The organism is Yinghuangia soli (assembly GCF_021502675.1).
GTDB lineage: Bacteria > Actinomycetota > Actinomycetes > Streptomycetales > Streptomycetaceae > Yinghuangia > Yinghuangia soli.
The window spans coordinates 115296-135067 of sequence record NZ_JAKFHA010000023.1; the positions used below are offsets into that span (position 1 = coordinate 115296).

Consider the following 19772-nt stretch of genomic DNA (forward strand, 5'->3'; position numbering starts at 1 on the left):
GCGCAGAACAACCGGCTTTCATCCCTCAATCGGGTGGTGCTGTGCTAGTGCTCTTGCCCGAAGACGAGGTCGCCGGTGATGCCAAAGCATCCAAAACGCCTTGCACACGGGCCATTTCGGTCGCGATGTCCTTGCGGCGGCGGTTGAGCTCGTCCAGCTTGCGCTGACCCTCGGCGCGAGAACGCTCGGCTTCGCGGCGGGCCTCGCTGCGCAGCCTTTCCGCCTCCCTCCGCGCGTCGTCCAAGATCCTGTCGGCATCGGCCGCGGTCTTCCGGCGGACGGCCTGGGCTTCGCGCTGTGCGGCGGCGATCTGCTCGGCCACCTTCGCGCGCAGGTCGTCCGCGCCCTTCTGGGCGTCGGCGAGCCGCTGCTCCGCTTCGGACAGCAGCGCCTCGGCTTTCTTCACCGCGGCGATACGTACCCTATCGGCCTCGGAGCTGGCCTTGTCGCGAATCCGGTCGGCTTCGTCCATTGCCTCGGATTTGGCCTTCTCGCCTTCCGCAACGGACTTCGCGCATTGCTCCTCGGCCGCCTCGACCAGTGCGTCCACCCGCTTGCCCGCGGACTGCAGGCTTTCCGCGGCCTGCTTGCGGGCGCCTTCGACGAGCTCTTCGGCTTCCTTGTCGGCGCGTTCGCGGGTCGCGGTGGTGTCGCGCCGCGTCTCGCCGATCATCTTGTCCGAGTCGGTACGGGCCTTCTCTATGACCGCGGCGGCCTCGGCGCGCAGCCGGGTGTCCTCGGCCTCCGCGTCGGCAAGCGTCTTGGCCGCCGTCTCGGATGCCGACTTGAGCTGCTGCTCGGCCTTGCGCTGGGCCTGGGCGACGAGTTCGGTGACGTGGCCCTTGGTCTTGACCAGGGTGTCCTCGGCCTCGTCGACCGCCTTGTCGAGGGCCGCCTTGGCCTTCTCGCGCATCGACGCGGCGTCCGCCTCGGCGGACTTGAGCGTCGCGGTCGCCTCGTCGCGGCCTGCGGTGCGGGTGCGTTCGGCCTCGCGCTCGGAGTCGGTCTTGAGGCGCTCGGCGTGCTTGCGCGCGGCGGTGACCGTCGCGTCCGCCTCGGCCCGGGCGCGCACCAGGTGGGTCTGCGCCTCGTCGCGCGACTTGGCCAACTCGCGTTCGGCCTCGGTGCGGAGGCGCGCCATCTCTTCGTGCGCGGCCTCCTCTATTCCGGTCACCGCGGCCCGGACGGTCTCCGCCTCGCCCTTGGCGTCGCGGATGATGCGGGCCCCGTCGTCCTCGGCCTTGCGCAGCTTGAGCTGCGCGGACTCGGCGATTTCGCGGGCCTTGCCCTCGGCGGCCTCGAGGAGTTCGCGGGCCCGGGCCTGGGTGCGGTCGCGCAGGTCGACGACTTCCAGGCGGGCCTCTTCGAGGGCCTGCCGGGCGGTCTCGCGGACGTCGGCGGCGGCCTGCTCGGCCTCGCCGACGGTACGCGCGGCGGCCGCGGCGGCGTCGTCGCGGGCCTTGCGGGCCGCGGCCTCGGTGTCGGCGCGCAGGTCGGCGGCGTCCCGGCGGGCGGCGTTGCGGATGCCCTCGCCCTCGCCGCGCGCGTCGCCGAGGAGTTCCTCGGCTTCGGCGCGCGTCTTGGCGAGCAGGTCCTCGGCGGCCTTGGCCGCGGTCTCGGTCCGCTTGGCGGCGTCGGCCCGGGCCTGCTCGAGCAGGGCCGCGGCCTCGTCGCGGGCGTTCTGCAGGGCGGCCGCGGCCTCGGCGCGCTTGGTCTCCGCCTCGTTGCGTAGCGCGGCGGCCCGCGCCTCGGCGGCCTTCAGCAGTTCTTCGGCGCCGCGGGTCGCGTCCTCGGTGCTCTTGGCGGCCTCGGCCCGTGCCCCGGCGAGGAGTTCCTCGGCCTCGGCATGGGAGCGGCCGGCCGCCTCGGCGGCCTGCCGCTGGACGCGTTCGGCCTCGGTCTTCGCCTTCGCGAGGAGTTCCTCGGCCTCCGCGTGCGAGCGCCCGGCGGCCTCGGCGGCCTGCTCCTGGACGCGGTCCGCCTCGGCCTTGGCCGTGGCGAGCAGTTCGGCGGCCTCGGCTTCCGCGCCGGCGCGCAGCGCCTCGGCGGCCTCGACCGACTCCGCGGTCAGCCGCTCGGCCTCGGCCCGGGCCTGCTCCAAGCGCTCGGCGGACTCGGCTTGCTGACGCTGCGTCAGATCGCGCAGCCGGGCGGTGTCGGCGACCGCCTTCTCGCGCAGCTTCCCCGATTCGGCCCGCGCCCGTTCGAGGATCTCCTCGCCTTCGGCCTCGGCGCGCGCCTTCACCTCGGCGGTGTGCGTCTTCGCCTCGGCGATCAGCCGGGAGCCGGTCTCGCGGGTGCGGGCCTCGACGGCCTCGGCGTCGGTCTGCGCGCGGGCGCGCAGCTCGTCCGCCTCGGTGCGGGCCTCGGAGGTGGTGCGTTCGGCCTCGGTCCGGGCCTTGGCGAGCAGTTCGTCGGCGGCGGTGCCCGCGGTGTCCAGGCGCTCGGCGGCGCCGGCCTCGGCCTCGGCGACCAGCCGGGCCGCGTCCGCGCGGAGCTTCTCGGCCTCGGCCTTGGCGGTGGCCAGGAGTTCCTCGGCGGCCGCGGTGGCGGCCGCCAGGTGCTCGGCGGCGGCCGTCTCGGTCTCGGTACGGGCCTGCTCGGCGTCCGCGCGCAGCTTCTCCGCGTCCGCGGCGGCCTTGGCCAGCAGCTCCGCGGCGGCGGTCTCCGCGGCCGCCCGGCGCTCGGCCGCCTCGGTCTCGGCGGCCCCGACGCGGGCCTCGGCCTCGGCGGTCATCCGCTCGGCCTCGGCTCGGCGTTCGTCTATCGCCGCGGTGACCTCGGCGTGCACGCCGAGGGCCTTCTCGCGGGCCGCCTCCGCCTCGGCGAGCGCGGCGTCGCGGGCCGCCTCGGCCTCGGCGACGGTCTCGGTGCGCAGGCGCGCGGCATCCGCCTCGGCCTCGGTGCGCAGCCGCTCGACGTCCTCGGCGGTCTCGGCCCGCAGCTGCTCGGCGGCGGCCGCGGCCGCGGCACGGACCCGTTCGGCTTCCTCGGCGGCGGCGGTACGGAGCTGCTCGGCCTCCTCCGCGGCGGTCGACCGGAGTTGCCCGGTCTCCTCCTCGGCGACGGCACGCAGCGTCCCGGCGTCCGCCTCGGCCTCAGCCCGGACGCGCTCGGCGTCGGTCCGCAGCCGGTCGGCCTCGGCGGCCCCCTCGGTGCGGAGGCGCTCGGCCTCGGCCCGGGCCTGCTCGGCCAGTTCGGCGGCCTCGGTACGGGCTGCGGCGAGCAGCTCGGCCACCTCGGTGCGGACCGCGGCAGCGTGCTGCTCGGCCTCGGTACGGGCCTTGCCGAGGAGTTCCTCGGCACCCGCGGTCGCGGCCTGCAGGCGCTCGGCGGCGTCCGTGCCGGCCACTTCGAGGAGTGTCTCGGCCTCGGCCCGCAGCTGCTCGGCCTCCGCCTGGTGGCGCTCGGCCTCGGCGGCCGCCTCGGCGCGCAGCCGCGCGACCTCGGCCTGGGTCTCCTGCAGCAGCTGCGCGGTGTCCGCGGACGTGCCCTCGGCGCGCGACGCCGCCTCGCCGGTGACGCGCTGCGCCTCGGCCTGGGCCGCGCCGCGGATCCGCTCGGCCTCGGCGCGGGCGTCCACCACGAGCGCCTCGGCCTGGCTGCGGGTGCCGGACTTGATCTGCTCGACCTGCTCGCCGACCGATTCGGCGCGCTGCTGCGCGGCGGCCAGCATGCGGTCCGCCTCGGCCTGCGCGCGGGCCAGGATGGCGTCGGCCTCGGCGCGGGCGGTCTGGGCGGCCCCGGAGGCCTGCTCACGGGCCGCGCCGGCCTGCGCGGCGGCGTCGGCGAGCAGGCGCTCGGCCTCGGCCCGGGCGCCTTCGACCATCTGGCGGGCGCGCTCGTCGGCCTGCGCGCGGACCTGCTCGGCCCATGCGACGTTCTCGCCCACCCGGGCCTCGGTGGCCTGCCGGGCGTGCGCGAGCTCTTCTTCGAGGCGGCGGCGCCGGGCCTGGATCTCGGCCTGCCACTCGGCCTCGTGCTGGGCGGACCGCTGGGCCGCCTCCTGCATGACGCGCTGGGTGTGGGCGCGCGACTCCGCCAGTTCGCGTTCGGCGTCCGCCCGGACCTGATCGGCCTGGATCTGGGCGTTGCGCAGCATCTGCTCGGCCTGGCTGCCGAGGGAGTTGCTGTCGAAGCGGGGGACCGCGAGCTGGCGTCTGAGGTCATGCAGCTTCGCGCGAAGGACCTCGACCTGATATCCGAGGTCTTCCGCGTGCGCGACAGTCTCCTCGCGCTCGGTTCGCAGCCGCTTCATCTCGGCTTCGATCCGGCCGAGGCCGTCGTCACCACCCTCGTAGCGGTCGTTGCCCCGCACTGTGGGGTCCCACTCCATCCCGTGGCCGCGTCCTCACCAGCGCCGATTACCGTATCCGAACCGCGTCCGACGCGGATCCGGCAGATCCTGTCAGATCCCGACCGCTCCCGACCGCTCTTGCGACAGGCCGAGGCGGCCCCGGCGCCCGAGATCCGGTGCAAGGAGCCACCGTAGCCCCCACCGCGCCGCGTGCGGTGTCCGCCAGGGAAATGGTGTCAGATCACGGGAAAGCTTAGTGCCGCGTCAGGGAACGAATTCCCTGACGCGGCACCTTGAGCTGCGTCACGCTGCGGACGCGGAGGCCTCCGTGAGAGGCGTCACACGTTGCGGAAGCGGTTGATCTCGTTGATGTGCTTGGCGCGCAGTTCGTGGTTGCGCACGCCCAGGCCCTCCTCGGGGGCCAGGCACAGCACGCCGACCTTGCCCTGGTGGAGGTTGCGGTGCACGTCGTACGCGGCCTGGCCGACCTCGTCCATCGAGTAGCTGCGGGACAGCGTCGGGTGGATCTTGCCCTGCGCGATGAGGCGGTTGGCCTCCCACGACTCGCGGTAGTTGGCGAAGTGCGAGCCGACGATGCGCTTGAGGTTCATCCACAGGTAGCGGTTGTCGTACTCGTGCACGAAGCCCGAGGTAGACGCGCAGGTCACGATGGTGCCGCCCTTGCGGGTGACGTACACCGAGGCGCCGAAGGTCTCGCGGCCCGGGTGCTCGAAGACGATGTCGACGTCCTCGCCGCCGGTCAGCTCGCGGATGAGCTTGCCGAAGCGGTTCCACTCCTTCGGGTCCTGGGTGCGTTCGTCCTTCCAGAACTTGAAGTCCTCGGCACGGCGGTCGATCACCAGGTCCGCGCCCATGTCGCGGCAGATCTGCGCCTTGTCCTCGGAGGAGACGACGCAGATCGGGGTGGCGCCGCCGTTCAGCGCGAACTGCGTCGCGTACGAGCCCAGGCCGCCGGAGGCGCCCCAGATCAGCACGTTGTCGCCCTGCTTCATGCCGGCGCCGTTGCGGGAGACGAGCTGGCGGTAGGCGGTCGAGTTGACCAGGCCCGGGGAGGCGGCCTCTTCCCAGGTGAGGTGGGCCGGCTTCGGCATGAGCTGGTTGCTCTTGACCAGGGCGATGTGCGCCAGGCCGCCGAAGTTGGTCTCGAAGCCCCAGATGCGCTGCTCGGGGTCGAGCATGGTGTCGCTGTGGCCGTCCGGGCTCTCCAGCTCCACGGACAGGCAGTGCGCGACGACCTCGGCTCCGGGCTTCCAGGCGTTCACGCCGGGACCGGTGCGCAGCACGACGCCGGCCAGGTCCGAGCCGACCACGTGGTACGGCAGGTCGTGGCGCTTGGTGAGCGGGGAGGTCCGGCCGTACCGCTCCAGGAAGCGGAAGGTCGAGACCGGCTCGAAGATCGAGGTCCACACGGTGTTGTAGTTGATGGCCGAGGCCATCACCGCGATCAGCGCCTCGCCCGGGCCCAGCTCGGGCAGCGCGACGTCTTCGACGTGCAGCGCCAGGCGCGGGTCCTTCTCGCGGGACTCGAGCCCGTCGAACATCGTCTCTTCGTCCTTGTGGACGGTGACGGCGCGGTAGGACTCGGGCAGGGGAAGGGCTTCGTACGCTTCCTGCGGGGTGTCCCCAGCGAGGATGGCGTCGAGGATCTCCTTCATCGTCGGCCTCCAGGGTCGGCGTCGGGAGTTGAGGGTTGGCGAGAAATTACCCATCGGTAACGTAAGGCTCGGCACCGGGGTATGCCAAGGGGCGGGCCCGTAGGAATCCCGCCCCCGGTTTGACGTTCTGTCAGCCCGCCGAGGGTGTGCGGGCCGGTGGTTCCGTGCGCGGTGCCGGGCTCAGTGCTCGGCGTCGGCCGGGGCCGAGGTGACCAGTTCGGTCAGCACGCCGTGGCAGTCCTTGGGGTGCAGGAACGTGATGCGCGAGCCCATGGAACCACGCCGGGGCTCGTCGTACAGGACCCGGACGCCCTTGCCGCGGATCGCGTCCGCGTCGCCGTCCACGTCCGCGGTGCCGAAGGCGATGTGGTGCACGCCCTCGCCGTTCTTCTCCAGCCACTTGGCGACCGTGGAGTCCTCCCGGATCGGCTCCAGGAGCTGCAGGTACGAGGCGCCGCCGTCGCTCGTCTCGTTGATCTTGAGCATGGCCTCGCGGACGCCCTGCTCCTCGTTGACCTCGCTGTGGAAGACGGTGAAGCCGTACGTCTCCTCGTAGAACTTCACGGTCTCGTCGAGGTTGCGGCAGGCGATGCCGATGTGGTCGATGCGCGTGAGCACGTGCCCTCCCGGGTCTTAAGGGTTACCTCTGAGTAGGTACCCTGTTTGTCTAAGCGACACTATGGTCGAGACCGCATCCGGTCTCCTGAGGTGGGTCGTGCGTTCTGTCACAACAGGACCCCTGCCGACCACGACACACAGGCGGGTATGTTTCCGCCCAAACCCTCACTTCACCTCTCTGGAGGCCACTCTCATGGCCGGTTCTGTCATCGTCGCCGGGGCGCGCACGCCCATGGGCCGACTGCTCGGCTCCCTCAAGGGCTTCTCCGCCACCGACCTCGGCGGCATCGTGATCAAGGCCGCGCTGGAGCGCGCCGGCGTCGCGGGCGACCAGGTGCAGTACGTGATCATGGGCCAGGTGCTGCAGGCCGGCGCGGGCCAGATGCCCGCCCGCCAGGCGTCGGTCAAGGCCGGCATCCCGATGGGCGTCCCGTCGCTGACCATCAACAAGGTCTGCCTCTCCGGCCTGGACGCCATCGCGCTCGCCGACCAGCTCATCCGCGCGGGCGAGTTCGACATCGTGGTGGCCGGCGGCATGGAGTCCATGACCAACGCCCCGCACCTGCTGCCGAAGTCGCGCGAGGGCTTCAAGTACGGCGCCATCGAGATGTTGGACGCCATGGCGTACGACGGTCTCACCGACGCGTTCGACAACATCCCGATGGGCGAGTCGACCGAGTACCACAACGCCAAGCTGGGCATCTCGCGCGAGGAGCAGGACGCCTTCTCGGCGCGCTCGCACCAGCTCGCCGCCGCGGCCCAGAAGAACGGCGTCTTCGACGACGAGATCGTCCCGGTGGCCATCCCGCAGCGCAAGGGCGACCCGGTGCAGTTCTCGGTCGACGAGGGCGTGCGCGCGGACACCACGGCCGAGTCGCTGGGCAAGCTGCGCCCCGCGTTCACCAAGGACGGCACCATCACGGCCGGCTCCGCGTCGCAGATCTCCGACGGTGCCGCCGCGGTCGTGGTCATGTCCAAGGCGAAGGCCGAGGAGCTGGGCATCGAGTGGCTCGCCGAGATCGGCGCGCACGGCAACGTGGCCGGCCCGGACAACTCGCTGCAGTCGCAGCCGTCCAACGCCATCAAGCACGCGCTCGGCAAGCAGGGCCTGGCGGTCGAGGACCTGGACCTCATCGAGATCAACGAGGCCTTCGCGTCGGTCGGCATCCAGTCCATGCGCGACCTGGGCGTGGACGGCGAGAAGGTGAATGTCAACGGCGGCGCCATCGCGCTCGGCCACCCGATCGGCATGTCCGGCGCCCGCGTGGTGCTGCACCTGGCGCTCGAGCTCAAGCGCCGCGGCGGCGGCACCGGCGCGGCGGCCCTGTGCGGCGGCGGCGGCCAGGGCGACGCGCTGATCCTGACGGTTCCGCAGCAGGGCTGACGCCCGACCCGCGCGGTACGGCACGGCACGCACCAGGCGGCGGCGGGCAACTCCGCCGACCGGTGCGCGCCGACCTGCACGGCCGGTAGTTCTCGCGAGCGTGCGGTGAGCGGGTGGTCCACCCGCGCACCGCACGCTCGTCGTATCGGCCCGTATGCCGATCCGGCACCCGCCGTCCGCTCGACCCGACCGGCGCCATCGCCCCCACCCGGGGGTCCATCAGGTGTGCGGGCGCAGGCGCCGGGCACTGTCCACGGGCGGGGCACGACCGCGCCCGCCGTCCGACCCGAAGGAGTCGTGTTGGCCCGGCGCACGGATGTGGCCATGCTGGTCGAGCAGGCGCGGGCGGGGCAGCCGCGGGCGGTGGCGCGGCTGATCTCGCTGGTCGAGGACGCCTCGCCGAGCCTGCGCGAGGTGATGGCCGCGCTGGCGCCGCACACCGGGCAGGCGTACGTCGTGGGGCTCACGGGGCCGCCCGGGGTGGGCAAGTCGACGTCCACGTCCGCACTGGTCTCCGCGTACCGCGCGGTCGGCAAGCGGGTCGGGGTACTGGCCGTCGACCCCTCGTCGCCGTTCTCCGGCGGCGCGCTGCTCGGCGACCGGATCCGCATGCAGGAGCACGCCACCGACACCGGCGTCTTCATCCGCTCGATGGCCTCGCGCGGCCACCTCGGCGGGCTGGCGTGGGCCACCCCGCAGGCGCTGCGCGTGCTGGACGCGGCCGGCTGCGACGTGATCCTCGTCGAGACCGTGGGCGTCGGGCAGTCCGAGATCGAGGTCGCGTCGGCGGCCGACACCACCGTGGTCCTGATGGCCCCCGGCATGGGCGACGGGATCCAGGCCGCCAAGGCCGGGATCCTGGAGATCGGCGACGTCTACGTGGTCAACAAAGCCGACCGCGACGGCGCCCAGACCACCGCGCGAGAGCTCAACCACATGCTGTCGCTGGGCCCTTCGCGCGGCCCGGAGTCGTGGCGCCCGCCGATCCTCAAGACCGTCGCCTCGCGCGGCGAGGGCCTGGACGAGGTCGTCGAGGCACTGGAGAAGCACCGCGCGTGGATGGCCGCGAACGGCACCCTCGACCTGCGCCGCCGGCGCCGCGTACGGGCCGAGATCGAGGCCATCGCGCTGGCCGAACTCCGGTCCCGCATGGGCGATGTCGCCGAGGGGCGGCGCGCGGACGGCCTCGCCGACCGGATCCTGGCGGGCACCCTCGACCCGTACGCGGCCGCGGACGAGCTCATCGACGGCTTGGCGCAAGGCTGAGCGCCCGGTCCGCCTCGCGGGGTTCGGCTTGCGGAGTCCGGCCCGTGCCGCCCGGCCCGGCCCTTCCGATCGACGCGGCCGGCGCCACTACCGGGTTCCGGCGGCCTTGGTGAGTACCAGGGTCCAGCGGGCCTGCTTGGCGTTGATGCCGGTCAGCGTCACCTGCGTTCCTTGTGCGGTGCAGCTGAACCCGTCGACCGATGTCGGCGGGTTCGTGGACCGCCCCAGCGACGTATAGCGACCGCCTGCGGCCGTGAAGCTGTCGGAAACGGCACTCGGCCGGGTCATCGCCCAGGAGCCCGCGCCGTACTTGTCGATGGTCAGTTGGGCGTCGCCGGTCATCACCTGTGTCCCGATGGTCAAGCGGGCGAAGGAGTACGTCCCGATGCAGGCGGAACCACCACCGCCTGGCTGCCCGGCGCCGCCTGACGCGCCCCCTGCCGCGGACCCGCCCGGGACCCCCGGAGCGTCCGGCGGGCCTGCGCCCTGGATTCCCTCGATGATGTCCGCGCCGGCCGTGACGCCCTGTTCCACCTTGCCTCCGGTACCGCGGCCTGCCGAGCCCCCGCCCCGGCAGGCCGCGGCGGCTACCGCCACTGAGGTCGCGATCAAGGCAACTACCACTGTTCGCTTCGCTGTTGCACCCATCGGGCTTCCCCGTCCCCCATCGGATCCCTGGACTCGAACGTACGGCCGCCGGCATGTGCCCGCGATCCGCGTTGCGCGCAGCCTGGCCGCTTTGCGCAGGCAATTTTCTTGGGGCAGTGCCGCGTCGGATCAGGACCACAGGGTCTCGGACGGGGGCACGCCGTACTTCCGGCCGTACGCGGCGGCAAAGCGCCCGAGATGGGTGAAGCCCCAGCGGTGCGCCACCTCGGTGACGGTCGTGCGGGTGGGCGGCGACGCGGCCAGCTCCGCGTGCACACGCTCCAGGCGCACATTGCGGAGGTACGCCATTGGCGCCATGTTCACGTACGTCCGGAACGCGGCCTGGAGTGTGCGGATGCTGACGCCCGCAAGATCCGCGAGGGACGCCGCGGTGAATGGCGTCTCCGGTGCGGCATGCATGGCCTCGACGACGCGCTTCACGGCCGGTGGGCGGCATGGCCGCCCCGGGCCGAGGAGTTCGTCCCGGTAGTCGTGCTCGCCGGCCGCGAGCAGGTGGGAGAGCATGTTGTGCCACAGCGGCACGCCGATGATCTCCTGTCGGGCCAGCGGTGTTTCGGCCGCCACCTGCCTGGCGAGCAGACAGGCGAGGTCACGCAGGATCCGGCCGTAGCCGCCGGACAGGTCCAGCGCGGGCGCGAGGTTGATGGGCGTGCGGACCGGCCGCTGCAGGAGGCGCTCCAACTCGGCCTCGAGCGCGACCCGGCCGATCTTGACGCACAGGATGCGGCTTCCCGCATCCCAGTGGTTCAGCCGGACGCTCCCGGTCGGCCCGAAGACGACGGCGTGCTGCGGGGTCGCGATGACCTCGTTGCCGAGGTTCGTGGAGATCAGGTGGCCCGAGAGCGGGATGTTGACGTGATAGAAGTCGCGCAGTTCCTCGAAGTCCATGCTGATGTCCGCGTCGAAGCGGCAATCCCCCACGAGGACGGCCCCGAGCTGCATGGCGTCGATCGACATCATGAACCGCTGTGCACGCCCCAGCACCCCCATGCGCAGCGGGTAGTACGTCTCGGCGCCCTGGGCACTCGCCAGGTCGATATCGGTGGTCCGGGTGCTGAACCTCCAGGGGAGGGAGGGGACCACCAAGGGAGGCGAGGACGGATCTGCCATGGCTGCCACCGCGGGACTAGGTCCATCATGCCGCGCTCACAATAGGGCATGGCTATCGTGAACCGGCAGCCTTGTCAGGCGAGTTGAGTGGTCTGCCGATCCCTTGTCACGCGGCGGGACCTCGGAGCTTGCGGCGTACTGCCCAGACTCCTGCTGCGACGAGTACTGCCCCGGCGGTCGCCACGGTGATCCAGACGGCGGTGGATGTCGTGTTGTCGTCGTCGCGGATGACGTCTGTTCCGCCGGGCGGCAGCTCGACTCCGGGTGTCGGGCTCTTCGGCTTGGTGTCGCTTTCGGGCGAGGCGAGTTGCTTCTCCGGCGCGCCGAGGTTCGCCCAGTCGCGGTACTGCGGCGCGCCTTCGGGATCGCCGACCACGTCCACGGTCAACGTGAACGGCACGGCCAGGGCAGGGTCGGTCTTCTCGGGATCGATCTGCAGCCAGATGAAGTAGTCGCCGGGCAGCGACGCGGCGGCGATCGACGGCTGACCGCTCTCCAGATTGCGGTGCCGGACCGGGGCGGTGGCGCTGTCGAACGACAGCGGTGCGCCAGTGTATTCGCGCCAGTCGTCGCCGCCGCGGGGGAGCAGTGCCCAGTTGCGTACGGGGCTGAGCGGGCCGGTGTTGGCGAGCGTCTTCCCGCCGAGCCCGGCCTGCTCCGCGGCGGGCAGCCCGGCCAGGTCGAGGCGGTAGACGAGCCGCTGGCCCCAGTCCAGGCGGACGCGGTAGTAGATCTCCTCGCCCGGGCGGGCGGTGTCCGTGAACACGCCTTCGCCCAGCAGCGGGGCATCGCCGTACGAACCGCCGCCCGATACCGCCGTGGGGGCGGGGCTCTTGGCCTCGGCCTTGGGGGTGTCACCGGGGGTCCAGGCGGCGGGCAGCGCCTGGGAGTTGCGCACCTCGGGGGCGATCAGGACGGTGATCTCCATCGGGACGGCGGTCGATCGGCCCGCGGTGACCATGTTCTCCAGGTTGTCCACCTGGATCAGGAACCGTCCGCCGCCACCGCACGTGCCGCTCGGCGCCTGGGCGCCGGTCGGCATGGTGGCCGTCGCGTGGGCGGTCGCGTAGCCGCCGTTCGGGGCATCCCGCCGGTGCCGGCTGGACGCGCAGACCTCGCCGGAGACGGTGGTGATCCCGACCCGGATCGCGTTCGCCGCACCGATGCCGGGCGGGGCATTGAGCGGGACGGTCGCCGACGCGTACGCGGTGGCCCCCGCCGGGACGTCGATCGCGTAGTGGCGGAAGGGCTGTTCGCCGGCGGTGGTCGGCGGCATGACGTCCAGGTACTCGCCGGGCCGCAGCACGGGAGCCGTTTCACGCACCGGAGTCCCGGTCACCGGCGTGCCGGCGGGGCGGTACGGCCGCAGCGCCCGGTCGGCGGCGCGGCGCAGCCGGGAGGCCAGCTCGGCGCCGCTCTGCACGTCGTAGAACCGGCCGCCGCCGGCCTGCGCCACGTCGGTCAACTGGTCCTGGCCGGCCTTGTCGAGGCGGAAGCCGATGACGTCGATCGTGATGCCGATGTCCGCCGCGGCCAGCTTGCGGGCCTCGGCGACCGGGTCGCCGCCGCAGGTCTCCTTGCCGTCGGAGACCAGCAGGATCGTGCGGCGCCCGGGGCCGGGCAGATCGGCGGCGGCCTTCTGGAGGGCGAGCGCGATGGGGGTGTCGCCCGACGGGCGGACCGCGGCCACGGCACTGTCGAACGCGCTCTTGTCGACCGGGCCGACCGGCACGAGCAGGGACGTCGACGTGCAACTGCCGCCGTACGTACGCAGACCCAGCGGAGACGCGGCAGGCACGCCGCCGACGAGGCTGCCGATCGCGGACCGGGCCGCGGAGATCTTGGTGGCGCCCGGTGCTCCGGTGCCGTCGGGTTCGTTCATCGACCCCGAGACGTCGAGCGCGACGAGCAGCCGCCCGTCGCCCTCGGCCGCCGCGGCCGGCTGCGCCGGTATCCCGGTCAGCAGCGCGCCGGTCAGCGCGAAGAGTCCCCATATGCCTGTCAATCGCCGCAAAACGATCCCCCTGTCCGTGAAGCGAGATCCACAGGTACCACGGACTTCGGCGCTGGCTCTCGCGGGAACGGCGTCATCAGGGGAACGCGAGGGAGAGACGGGGGAGCGCGAGGGAGCGGCGCTTCGGGTGCTGTTTCGGGTGCCGCTTCGGGCATCGGCGGCTGCCCGGGCCGTGGGCGCGCGGGGCCAGTACTACGAGGTACGGCACTCCCGCTCGGTTTCGTCGGCCCCTGCCGCGCCCGCTTCCGCGGCGCGGGCTCCCGGGTCGGTTCCCGTTCCCGTTCCCGTCCCCGCCCTTGCGCCGGCGTCCGGGTGCGACGGGTTCCACAGCCGGTCGGCCTCGCCGCGGCCGAGGTGGTCCTCGTAGATCCGGACCTTCCGCCGCATCACCGCCAGCGTCTCCTGCAGTTCGCGGATCTGCGCCTCCACCTGCACCTCGTGCCGGCGCAGCAGTTCGAGCCGCTCGCGTTCGTTGCCCGGCCCCTGGCAGGCAAGTTCGATGTACTCCCGGATCGTCGCGAGCGACATGCCGGAGGCGCGCAGCTTCGTGCAGATCGCCAGCCACTCCAGGTCGGCTTCGTGGTAGATCCGGCGGCCGTTCGACAGCCTGCGCACCGGATTCGCGAACAGGCCTTCCCGCTCGTAGAACCGCAGCGTGTGGACGCTCAGCCCGCTGCGCTGCGCCACCTCGCCGATGCTCAGGTCCATGGGCGACTCCCGTCCGGCAGCTCTCGGCCGCGGCCTCTTGATCTAGAGCCGACTCTAGTTTCTAGCCTCGTCTCCCGGGCCGTCCGGCCCTTGGCATCCGCCGTGGCAGGGAGAGGGAATCCATGAACGTCTGGTTCGTCACCGGTGCATCGCGCGGGCTCGGCGCGGAGATCACGCGGGCGGCGCTCGCCCGCGGAAACCGGGTGATCGCGACCGCGCGCGATGCCGCCGCGGTGCTCGACGCGTACCCGGAAAAGCCGGACGGGCTGCTGGCCGTCACCGCGGACGTGACCGAGCCGAAGCGGCTGGAGGCCGCGGTGACCGAGGGGCTGGCCGCGTTCGGCCGGATCGACGTCGTGGTCTGCAACGCCGGGTACGGACTCGTCGGGGCCATCGAGGAGACGTCCGACGCGGCAGCCCGCGAACTGTTCGACGTCAACGTGTTCGGGGTGCTGCACACCCTGCGGGCCACGCTGCCGGTGCTGCGCGCCCGGCGATCCGGGCACGTCGTGAACATCGGCTCGGTCGGCGGCTTCGCCACCGCGCCGGCCGCGGGCCTGTACGGCGCGTCCAAGTTCGCACTCGAAGGCATCACCGAGGCGCTGCACGGCGAACTGGCGCCGCTGGGCGTACGCGTCACGGTCGTCGAGCCGGGCGGCTTCCGTACCGGCTTCCTCGGCGGCGCGAGCATCCGCGTCGAACCGGCCTCGATCCCGGACTACGCAGCGGGAGCGGGACCGGTACGCGAGGCGCTGGCCGGATTCGACGGCCGCCAGCCGGGCGACCCGGCGAAGGCGGCCGAGGCCATCGTCGACCTCACCGAGGCCGACGACCCGCCGCTGCGCCTCCAGCTCGGGGCGGACGCGGTCGAGCGCGTCGAGGCGAAGCTGGACCTGGTGCGGCGCGAACTCGACGCCTGGCGGCACGTCGCCCTGTCCACGGGCATCTGAGCCGCCGTCGGTCCAAGCGGTCAGACCGCCTGTCCGGCCGCCTTCGCGGTGGGCTTGCCGGCGACCGACGGGCAGGTCTGGCCGCCGTCCGCGTTGTGCAGGTGCTGCATCACCACGGTGAAGGCCTCCCGCAGCACGACCTTCTGCTCCTCGGTGAGCAGGTCCACGTAGTGCCGCCGCACGCCGTCCACATGGTCCGGGGCGGCCTTGACCAGGCGCTCCCAGCCGGCGTCGGTCAGCACGGCCCACTGGCCGCGCCGGTCCGCCGCGCAGCTCTCGCGCACCACGAGGCCCGCGTTCTCCATGCGGGTCATCTGGTGCGACAGGCGGCTCTTGGACTGGTTGCTCAGCCCGGCGAGCTCGGTCAGCCGCAGCCGGCGGTCGGGCGCCTCGGACAGGCGTACGAGAATCTCGTAGTCGTGCAGGGACAACCCGTGCAGCTGCTGGAGCTCGCGCTCCAGGAACAGCGGGAGCAGATTGAGCACGCCCAGGGACGCCCGCCACATCTGCTGTTCGTCTTCGCTCAGCCAGCGAGGTTCCTGTTCGGTCATGTGACCATGGTACCCGGTTCTGTTGAACATTCAATAAATATCGTCGGCATGTCATAGCAGCTATGCGCGCAGGCCCGGTGTTCAGCACGTGGTCGCACCGTACTTGCCGGTAGCCAAGGCGGCTACGCTGCCGCCGTGCCCAAGCCGCTGAACCTCCCCTTCGACCCCATCGCCCGCGCCGCCCAGTCGTGGGAGGAGCGCTGGGGCCCCTGCCCGCCGATGGCCGCGATCACCTCGATCATGCGCGCCCAGCAGATCCTGCTCGCCGAGGCCGACGCGGTGCTCAAGCCGTACGGGCTGACCTTCGCCCGCTACGAGGCCTTGGTCCTGCTGACCTTCAGCCGCACCGGAGCACTGCCGCTGTCCAAGATCGGCGAGCGGCTCATGGTGCACCCGACCAGCGTGACCAACACCATCGACCGCCTGGAGAAGGCCGAACTGGTGGCCCGCCGCCCGAACCCCCGCGACGGCCGCGGCACCCTGGCCACCATCACCGACAAGGGCCGCGACGTCGTCGAACGCGCCACCGCCGACCTCGTCGCCCGCGACTTCGGCCTCGGCGTCTACGACGCCGACCAGTGCGCCGACATCTTCCGCATCCTCCTCCCCCTCCGCACCGACGCCGGCGACTTCACCGAACCGGACCCGGAGCCGGAGCCGGAGCCGGGGCCGGGGCCGGAATCGGAGCAGGGGCAGGACACGGCACCGAGCCCCATCGCGCCGTCGGCATAGCGTGCTTGCGCGCTCGCCGGCTCCCCCGGCGCGCAGCGGGTCCGACCTGCTGCGCAGCCTGCGGGTCGCGCTCCCGGCTGCCCCGGACCAAGGGGCGGCGACGGGGCGCATCTAGCGGATCGGCAGCGGGTGCCGGTCCGGTACGGGCGCGTCGGCAAGCACCCACGCCGAGCGTGCGCGGTCGCGCACGTTGACCCCGGCGACGACGTCGGCAGGTCCAGCGAGACCGCACCGACGACAGAGGAATCGGTCCCGAGAGGGCCGGTTGTGCCGCGCGGTGTGACGGCATCGGGGACACCGCTGCGCGAGGTGTAGGCGGCATCGACTTCGAAGCAGGGCACGCCTGCCCGCTTCGCCTTGTAGGCGATGTATCCGGCCAATTGATGGAACGGCCAGGAGCCGATCATGGCGCGCTGGGGCGCTTGCAGCCGTCCCCGGTCGCGGATTCCGCCCAGAGCCTCCAGGGCGATTCCCCGACCGGTGCGTTGCGCCTCCGCCACGATGTCCTTGGCGATGCGGTGGTTCACGTGCTTGTTGTGCCGTTGCTCACGGCGTCCGCGCCGCGCCAGGCGCCGCTTCGCGGACCTGGACCTTTTGGCCTGGAGCTCGGCTCTCTTGCGCAACTGCCAGCGCCGATAACGGTCGAGACCACGCCCCGAATAGTTCGTCCCGTCGCTGGTGGTGGCCAGGTTGGCGATGCCCCGGTCGACGCCGATCCAGTCCGTCGGCGCGTCGTTCAGGGGCGCCTCGGCGACCTCGCACGTCGCGAGCAGAAACCAGGTGCCCTTGCGGACCACCAGGTCGGTCTCGCCTTTGCGGGTGGCGGCGAGCAAGGCCAGTTGACGATTTTCGCCGACGTACGGGATGCCGCGCAGGCGTCCGGCCGAGGTCCAGATCGACACTGTCTGCGCGTCGTACTGCCAGGACAGACAGCGGTCGTCGAAGGGCTGCGCGCCGTCCGGTCGAAAGCGGATTGGCGTGTCGGCCGCCTTGGAAGCTCCGCGCTGACGGGTGGAATACGCGTCGACCACCTTCTTGATCACGCGAACCGTCGGCTGTGCGGACAAGCCGAACGCGGCCTTGGTTTCCTCATAGACGAGCCGCTGGAGGTCGTTGCGCGTGAAGACTTGGCGCTGCGCGGCGACCGTCGAGACGTGCTGTGCTGCCGCGTTGCATGCGTGAAGGGTCGCCTGCAGTGCCAGGGCCTGGCTCGGCGTCGGCATGAGCTTCACCTGCACGGTGATCTTCACAAGGCGCCACTCTAGGTGTCGAAGCGTGTTCGCAGAGTGCCATTTCGACGATTCGGGTGGTAGGCAGGGGGCGATTCGGAAGTGCGGGTGGGCGGCGCGTAGTCTCATTGCGCGATCGTGAAAGCTGCGGACGCCGGCCTTGTGCGTGGCCGGCGAAGCGAATGAAGGTGTGTCGCCGTGAAGCCTGCTGTCCTGACCCGTTTCCGTGTGATGGCGTACATCACCGGTGTCTGGCTGCTCCTGCTGTGCCTGTGCATGGTGTTCAAGTACGGCTTCGACAAGGGTGCGGACGTCACGTTCTACGTAAGCCAGGTGCACGGCGTGCTGTACATGATCTACCTGGCCGTGTCGTTCGACCTGGCCTGGAAGATGAAGTGGCGGATCGAGCGCATCCTGCTGATCATGCTTGCCGGAACCATCCCGTTCGCATCGTTCGTTGCGGAGCGGAGGGTCGCGCAGGCCGTTCTGGAGAGCGGGCGTATCGCGGAGCCGGCGCAGACCGCCGGCGCCTGACCGCAGCCGCCGCCGCGCCCGCCGCGCGCCCCCAACCCGTCTGCTGCACCGATGTACCCGAAGGTGAACCGATGCTGTCCAACTCCGTGTCCCGATTCCGCCTGGTCGCGATCCTCGAGGGCCTGTCCTTCCCGGCGCTGCTGATCTTCGGGTCGCTGCTGAGCCGTATCTCCGACATCGACTTCCTGATGATGCCGCTGGGCATGATCCACGGTGTCCTGTTCGTCGCGTACATCCTGCTGGCGCTCGACATGCGCACGAAGCTGGGCTGGGACGGCAAGAAGACGGCGGTCGCGCTGCTGTGGGCGATCCCGCCGGCCGGCACCTTCTTCTTCAAGGCCAAGATCAAGGACGAGTTGGACGCGGCCGAGCAGGCCGAGACCGCGGCGGCGTCCGCGGCCTGACCTGCGCGTACGGGCATCGACGGGGCGGCGGCTCCCGCCCCCCCCCCCCGTCGCCGTTTCCGGGACTGCTCAGGCGATCTCTTCGCTGCCCAGGCCGATGAGGCCGGAGGCCACGAAGGCGACGAAGCGGCCCACCCATTCGTCCGCGGCGGGTTCCGCGCTGACCAGCATGTGGTGCACGACCGTTCCGGCGATCACGTCGAAGACGAGGTCGACGTCGATCGCGTCGGCGGCCGCCGTCTCGCCGCGTTCCCGGGCCCGGGCGCGGCCTTCGACGACCAGGCGCTTCTGCGGTTCGACGATCGCCTCGCGGACGCGGCGGCGCAGTTCCGGGTCCCGGGTCGAGTCGGCGATCAGGCCCATCAGTGCGCTGGACATCTCGGGGCGGGCCAGCAGGTCGGCGAACTGCCGGACCACCGAGTCGAGATCGGAGGCCAGGTCGCCGTCCTCGGGCAGTTCGAGGGTGCCCAGCATGTCGGCGACCGCGGCCATCACGAGTTCGTGCTTGGAGGCCCAGCGCCGGTAGAGGGTGGTCTTGGCGACGCCGGCGCGTACCGCGACGTCGCCGACGGTCAGGGTCGCCCAGCCGCGTTCCGCGAGCAGTGCGCGGGTGGCGGACAGGATCGCGTCGTCGGCCGTCGAGCTGCGGGGCCGGCCTTTGCGGGACGCCGCGGCGGTTCCGTTGTCGCTCAGCGGGACCTCGCCAGGGGTGCGGGAGCGGGTTCGCCCGGGGGGCGGGCGGCTCGGATCAGGTGGACGGGTGCGGGAGTTCCGCGTACGGCGGGTCAGGTTACTGGCTCGTAACGTCAGCGGCGGTGACCGTCATCACATCTTTTCGGACAGGATGCCCCGCGGCCTGATGAGACGCCGTGGTGAGTCAAGTCACAGGTGACTTCCCGGTGAATTCCGGGGCGCCCCTCTTGCGTGCGGAGCCCGTCGTCCCGTTACGCTACGAGGCGTAGCGAATCACGGTGCCTGGATGGGGATTCGAGCGCTGGACATTCGGTGCAACCTGGCCTGCGTGCGCCTGCCGCGGCCCCGCAATCCTGCGGGGCGGACGGTGCGGTCGCCCGGGCGGGCCCGCCTGCGGGGTGAACGGGACGACCCGTGCACCGCGCAGGCGCGCTACGGGGGAAGATAGGCGCATGCAGCCACGAAACATGTCGATGCGCGGGGTCGTCGACCTCGGCGCGGTCAAGGCGGCCTCGGAGGCCGCAGCGCAGCGTGCCGCCCGGGCGGCGAGCGCCCCGCAGGCCGGTCCGGACGGAACGCCCGGCGGTGGCGCGGGCGGCGGGTTCTTCGTCGAGCTGACCGAGGAGAACTTCGACTCGGTCCTCGCGCTCTCCCAGCAGGCTCCGGTGGTGCTGGAGTTCTCCTCGCAGCGCTCCGCGCACAGCATCGAGCTGGGTGCGGTGTTCGAGCGGCTGGCGGAGGAGTTCGCGGGCCGGTTCGTGCTCGCCCGCCTCGACATCGACGCCTCGCCCGGACTGGCCCAGGAGCTGGTCATGCAGGCGCAGATCCAGGGCCTGCCCGCGGCGGTCGCGGTCATCGCGGGGCAGCTGGCCCCGATGTTCGACCGGGCGGCGCCGCAGGAAGAGCAGCTGCGGCAGATCCTCGACCAGCTGGTGGC

The 19772-nt window shown here is 72.0% G+C and carries 16 protein-coding genes and 1 pseudogene; 7 read left to right on the plus strand and 10 right to left on the minus strand.

Annotated elements, in window-relative coordinates; all coding sequences use genetic code 11:
* Positions 1 to 25: 25 nt before the first annotated feature.
* The 3 genes from LZ495_RS29960 to mce all read right to left on the minus strand — a co-directional run bounded on the left by LZ495_RS29960 (position 26) and on the right by mce (position 6591).
* Positions 26 to 4336 (minus strand): polarized growth protein Scy-related protein, encoded by a 4311-nt coding sequence (locus tag LZ495_RS29960; protein ID WP_235056076.1) that lies wholly within the window; start codon positions 4334 to 4336, stop codon positions 26 to 28.
* Positions 4337 to 4635: 299 nt separating this feature from the next.
* Positions 4636 to 5973 (minus strand): crotonyl-CoA carboxylase/reductase, encoded by a 1338-nt coding sequence (gene ccrA / locus LZ495_RS29965; protein WP_235056077.1) that lies wholly within the window; start codon positions 5971 to 5973, stop codon positions 4636 to 4638.
* 180 nt (positions 5974 to 6153) lie between these two features.
* On the minus strand, positions 6154 to 6591 hold the full coding sequence (gene mce, locus LZ495_RS29970) for a methylmalonyl-CoA epimerase (RefSeq protein WP_235052857.1): 438 nt from the start codon (positions 6589 to 6591) through the stop codon (positions 6154 to 6156).
* Positions 6592 to 6784: 193 nt separating this feature from the next.
* Here mce and LZ495_RS29975 point away from each other — a divergent pair, with 193 nt between their 5' ends.
* Positions 6785 to 7975: an acetyl-CoA C-acetyltransferase gene (locus tag LZ495_RS29975; RefSeq protein ID WP_235052856.1), complete on the plus strand. Its 1191-nt coding sequence runs from the start codon at positions 6785 to 6787 to the stop codon at positions 7973 to 7975.
* 324 nt (positions 7976 to 8299) lie between these two features.
* Entirely contained in the window at positions 8300 to 9241 is a 942-nt protein-coding gene (gene meaB / locus LZ495_RS29980; RefSeq protein ID WP_235052880.1) for a methylmalonyl Co-A mutase-associated GTPase MeaB, read from the plus strand.
* Between the two features lie 87 nt (positions 9242 to 9328).
* Here meaB and LZ495_RS29985 read toward each other — a convergent pair whose 3' ends face one another.
* The 4 genes from LZ495_RS29985 to LZ495_RS30000 form a co-directional block, all read right to left on the minus strand.
* Positions 9329 to 9604, minus strand: coding sequence for a hypothetical protein (locus LZ495_RS29985; RefSeq protein ID WP_235052855.1), 276 nt, complete (start codon positions 9602 to 9604; stop codon positions 9329 to 9331).
* Positions 9605 to 10018: 414 nt separating this feature from the next.
* Positions 10019 to 11020, minus strand: coding sequence for an AraC family transcriptional regulator (locus LZ495_RS29990; RefSeq protein WP_235052854.1), 1002 nt, complete (start codon positions 11018 to 11020; stop codon positions 10019 to 10021).
* Positions 11021 to 11126: 106 nt separating this feature from the next.
* Positions 11127 to 13025, minus strand: a complete 1899-nt coding sequence (locus tag LZ495_RS29995) for a vWA domain-containing protein (RefSeq protein ID WP_235052853.1) — start codon at positions 13023 to 13025, stop codon at positions 11127 to 11129.
* A gap of 201 nt (positions 13026 to 13226) precedes the next feature.
* Positions 13227 to 13742, minus strand: coding sequence for a MerR family transcriptional regulator (locus LZ495_RS30000; protein WP_308268183.1), 516 nt, complete (start codon positions 13740 to 13742; stop codon positions 13227 to 13229).
* A gap of 122 nt (positions 13743 to 13864) precedes the next feature.
* On the opposite strand from LZ495_RS30000, the gene LZ495_RS30005 reads away from it, so the two are divergent.
* Positions 13865 to 14692: an oxidoreductase gene (locus LZ495_RS30005; protein ID WP_235052852.1), complete on the plus strand. Its 828-nt coding sequence runs from the start codon at positions 13865 to 13867 to the stop codon at positions 14690 to 14692.
* Between the two features lie 20 nt (positions 14693 to 14712).
* Here the strand turns inward: LZ495_RS30005 and LZ495_RS30010 are convergent, their stop codons facing one another.
* The gene (locus LZ495_RS30010) at positions 14713 to 15243 is read right to left on the minus strand and encodes a MarR family winged helix-turn-helix transcriptional regulator (protein WP_235052851.1); all 531 of its coding nucleotides are present in this window, start codon (positions 15241 to 15243) and stop codon (positions 14713 to 14715) included.
* Positions 15244 to 15378: 135 nt separating this feature from the next.
* Between LZ495_RS30010 and LZ495_RS30015 the strand changes: the two genes are divergently transcribed.
* A complete protein-coding gene (locus LZ495_RS30015) occupies positions 15379 to 15975 on the plus strand; it encodes a MarR family winged helix-turn-helix transcriptional regulator (RefSeq protein WP_235052850.1) in 597 nt (198 codons plus the stop codon).
* A gap of 359 nt (positions 15976 to 16334) precedes the next feature.
* On the opposite strand, the pseudogene LZ495_RS30025 reads toward LZ495_RS30015, so the two are convergent.
* Positions 16335 to 17333: pseudogene (locus LZ495_RS30025) on the minus strand (transposase); the annotation flags it as partial.
* 69 nt (positions 17334 to 17402) lie between these two features.
* Between LZ495_RS30025 and LZ495_RS30030 the strand changes: the two are divergent.
* On the plus strand, positions 17403 to 17738 hold the full coding sequence (locus tag LZ495_RS30030) for a DUF3817 domain-containing protein (RefSeq protein ID WP_235052849.1): 336 nt from the start codon (positions 17403 to 17405) through the stop codon (positions 17736 to 17738).
* 71 nt (positions 17739 to 17809) lie between these two features.
* Positions 17810 to 18142, plus strand: a complete 333-nt coding sequence (locus LZ495_RS30035; protein ID WP_235052848.1) for a DUF3817 domain-containing protein — start codon at positions 17810 to 17812, stop codon at positions 18140 to 18142.
* A gap of 69 nt (positions 18143 to 18211) precedes the next feature.
* Here LZ495_RS30035 and LZ495_RS30040 read toward each other — a convergent pair whose 3' ends face one another.
* Positions 18212 to 18835, minus strand: coding sequence for a TetR/AcrR family transcriptional regulator (locus LZ495_RS30040; RefSeq protein ID WP_235052878.1), 624 nt, complete (start codon positions 18833 to 18835; stop codon positions 18212 to 18214).
* Positions 18836 to 19287: 452 nt separating this feature from the next.
* On the opposite strand from LZ495_RS30040, the gene LZ495_RS30045 reads away from it, so the two are divergent.
* On the plus strand, positions 19288 to 19772 hold a 485-nt coding region (locus tag LZ495_RS30045), incomplete at its 3' end, for a thioredoxin domain-containing protein (RefSeq protein ID WP_235056078.1).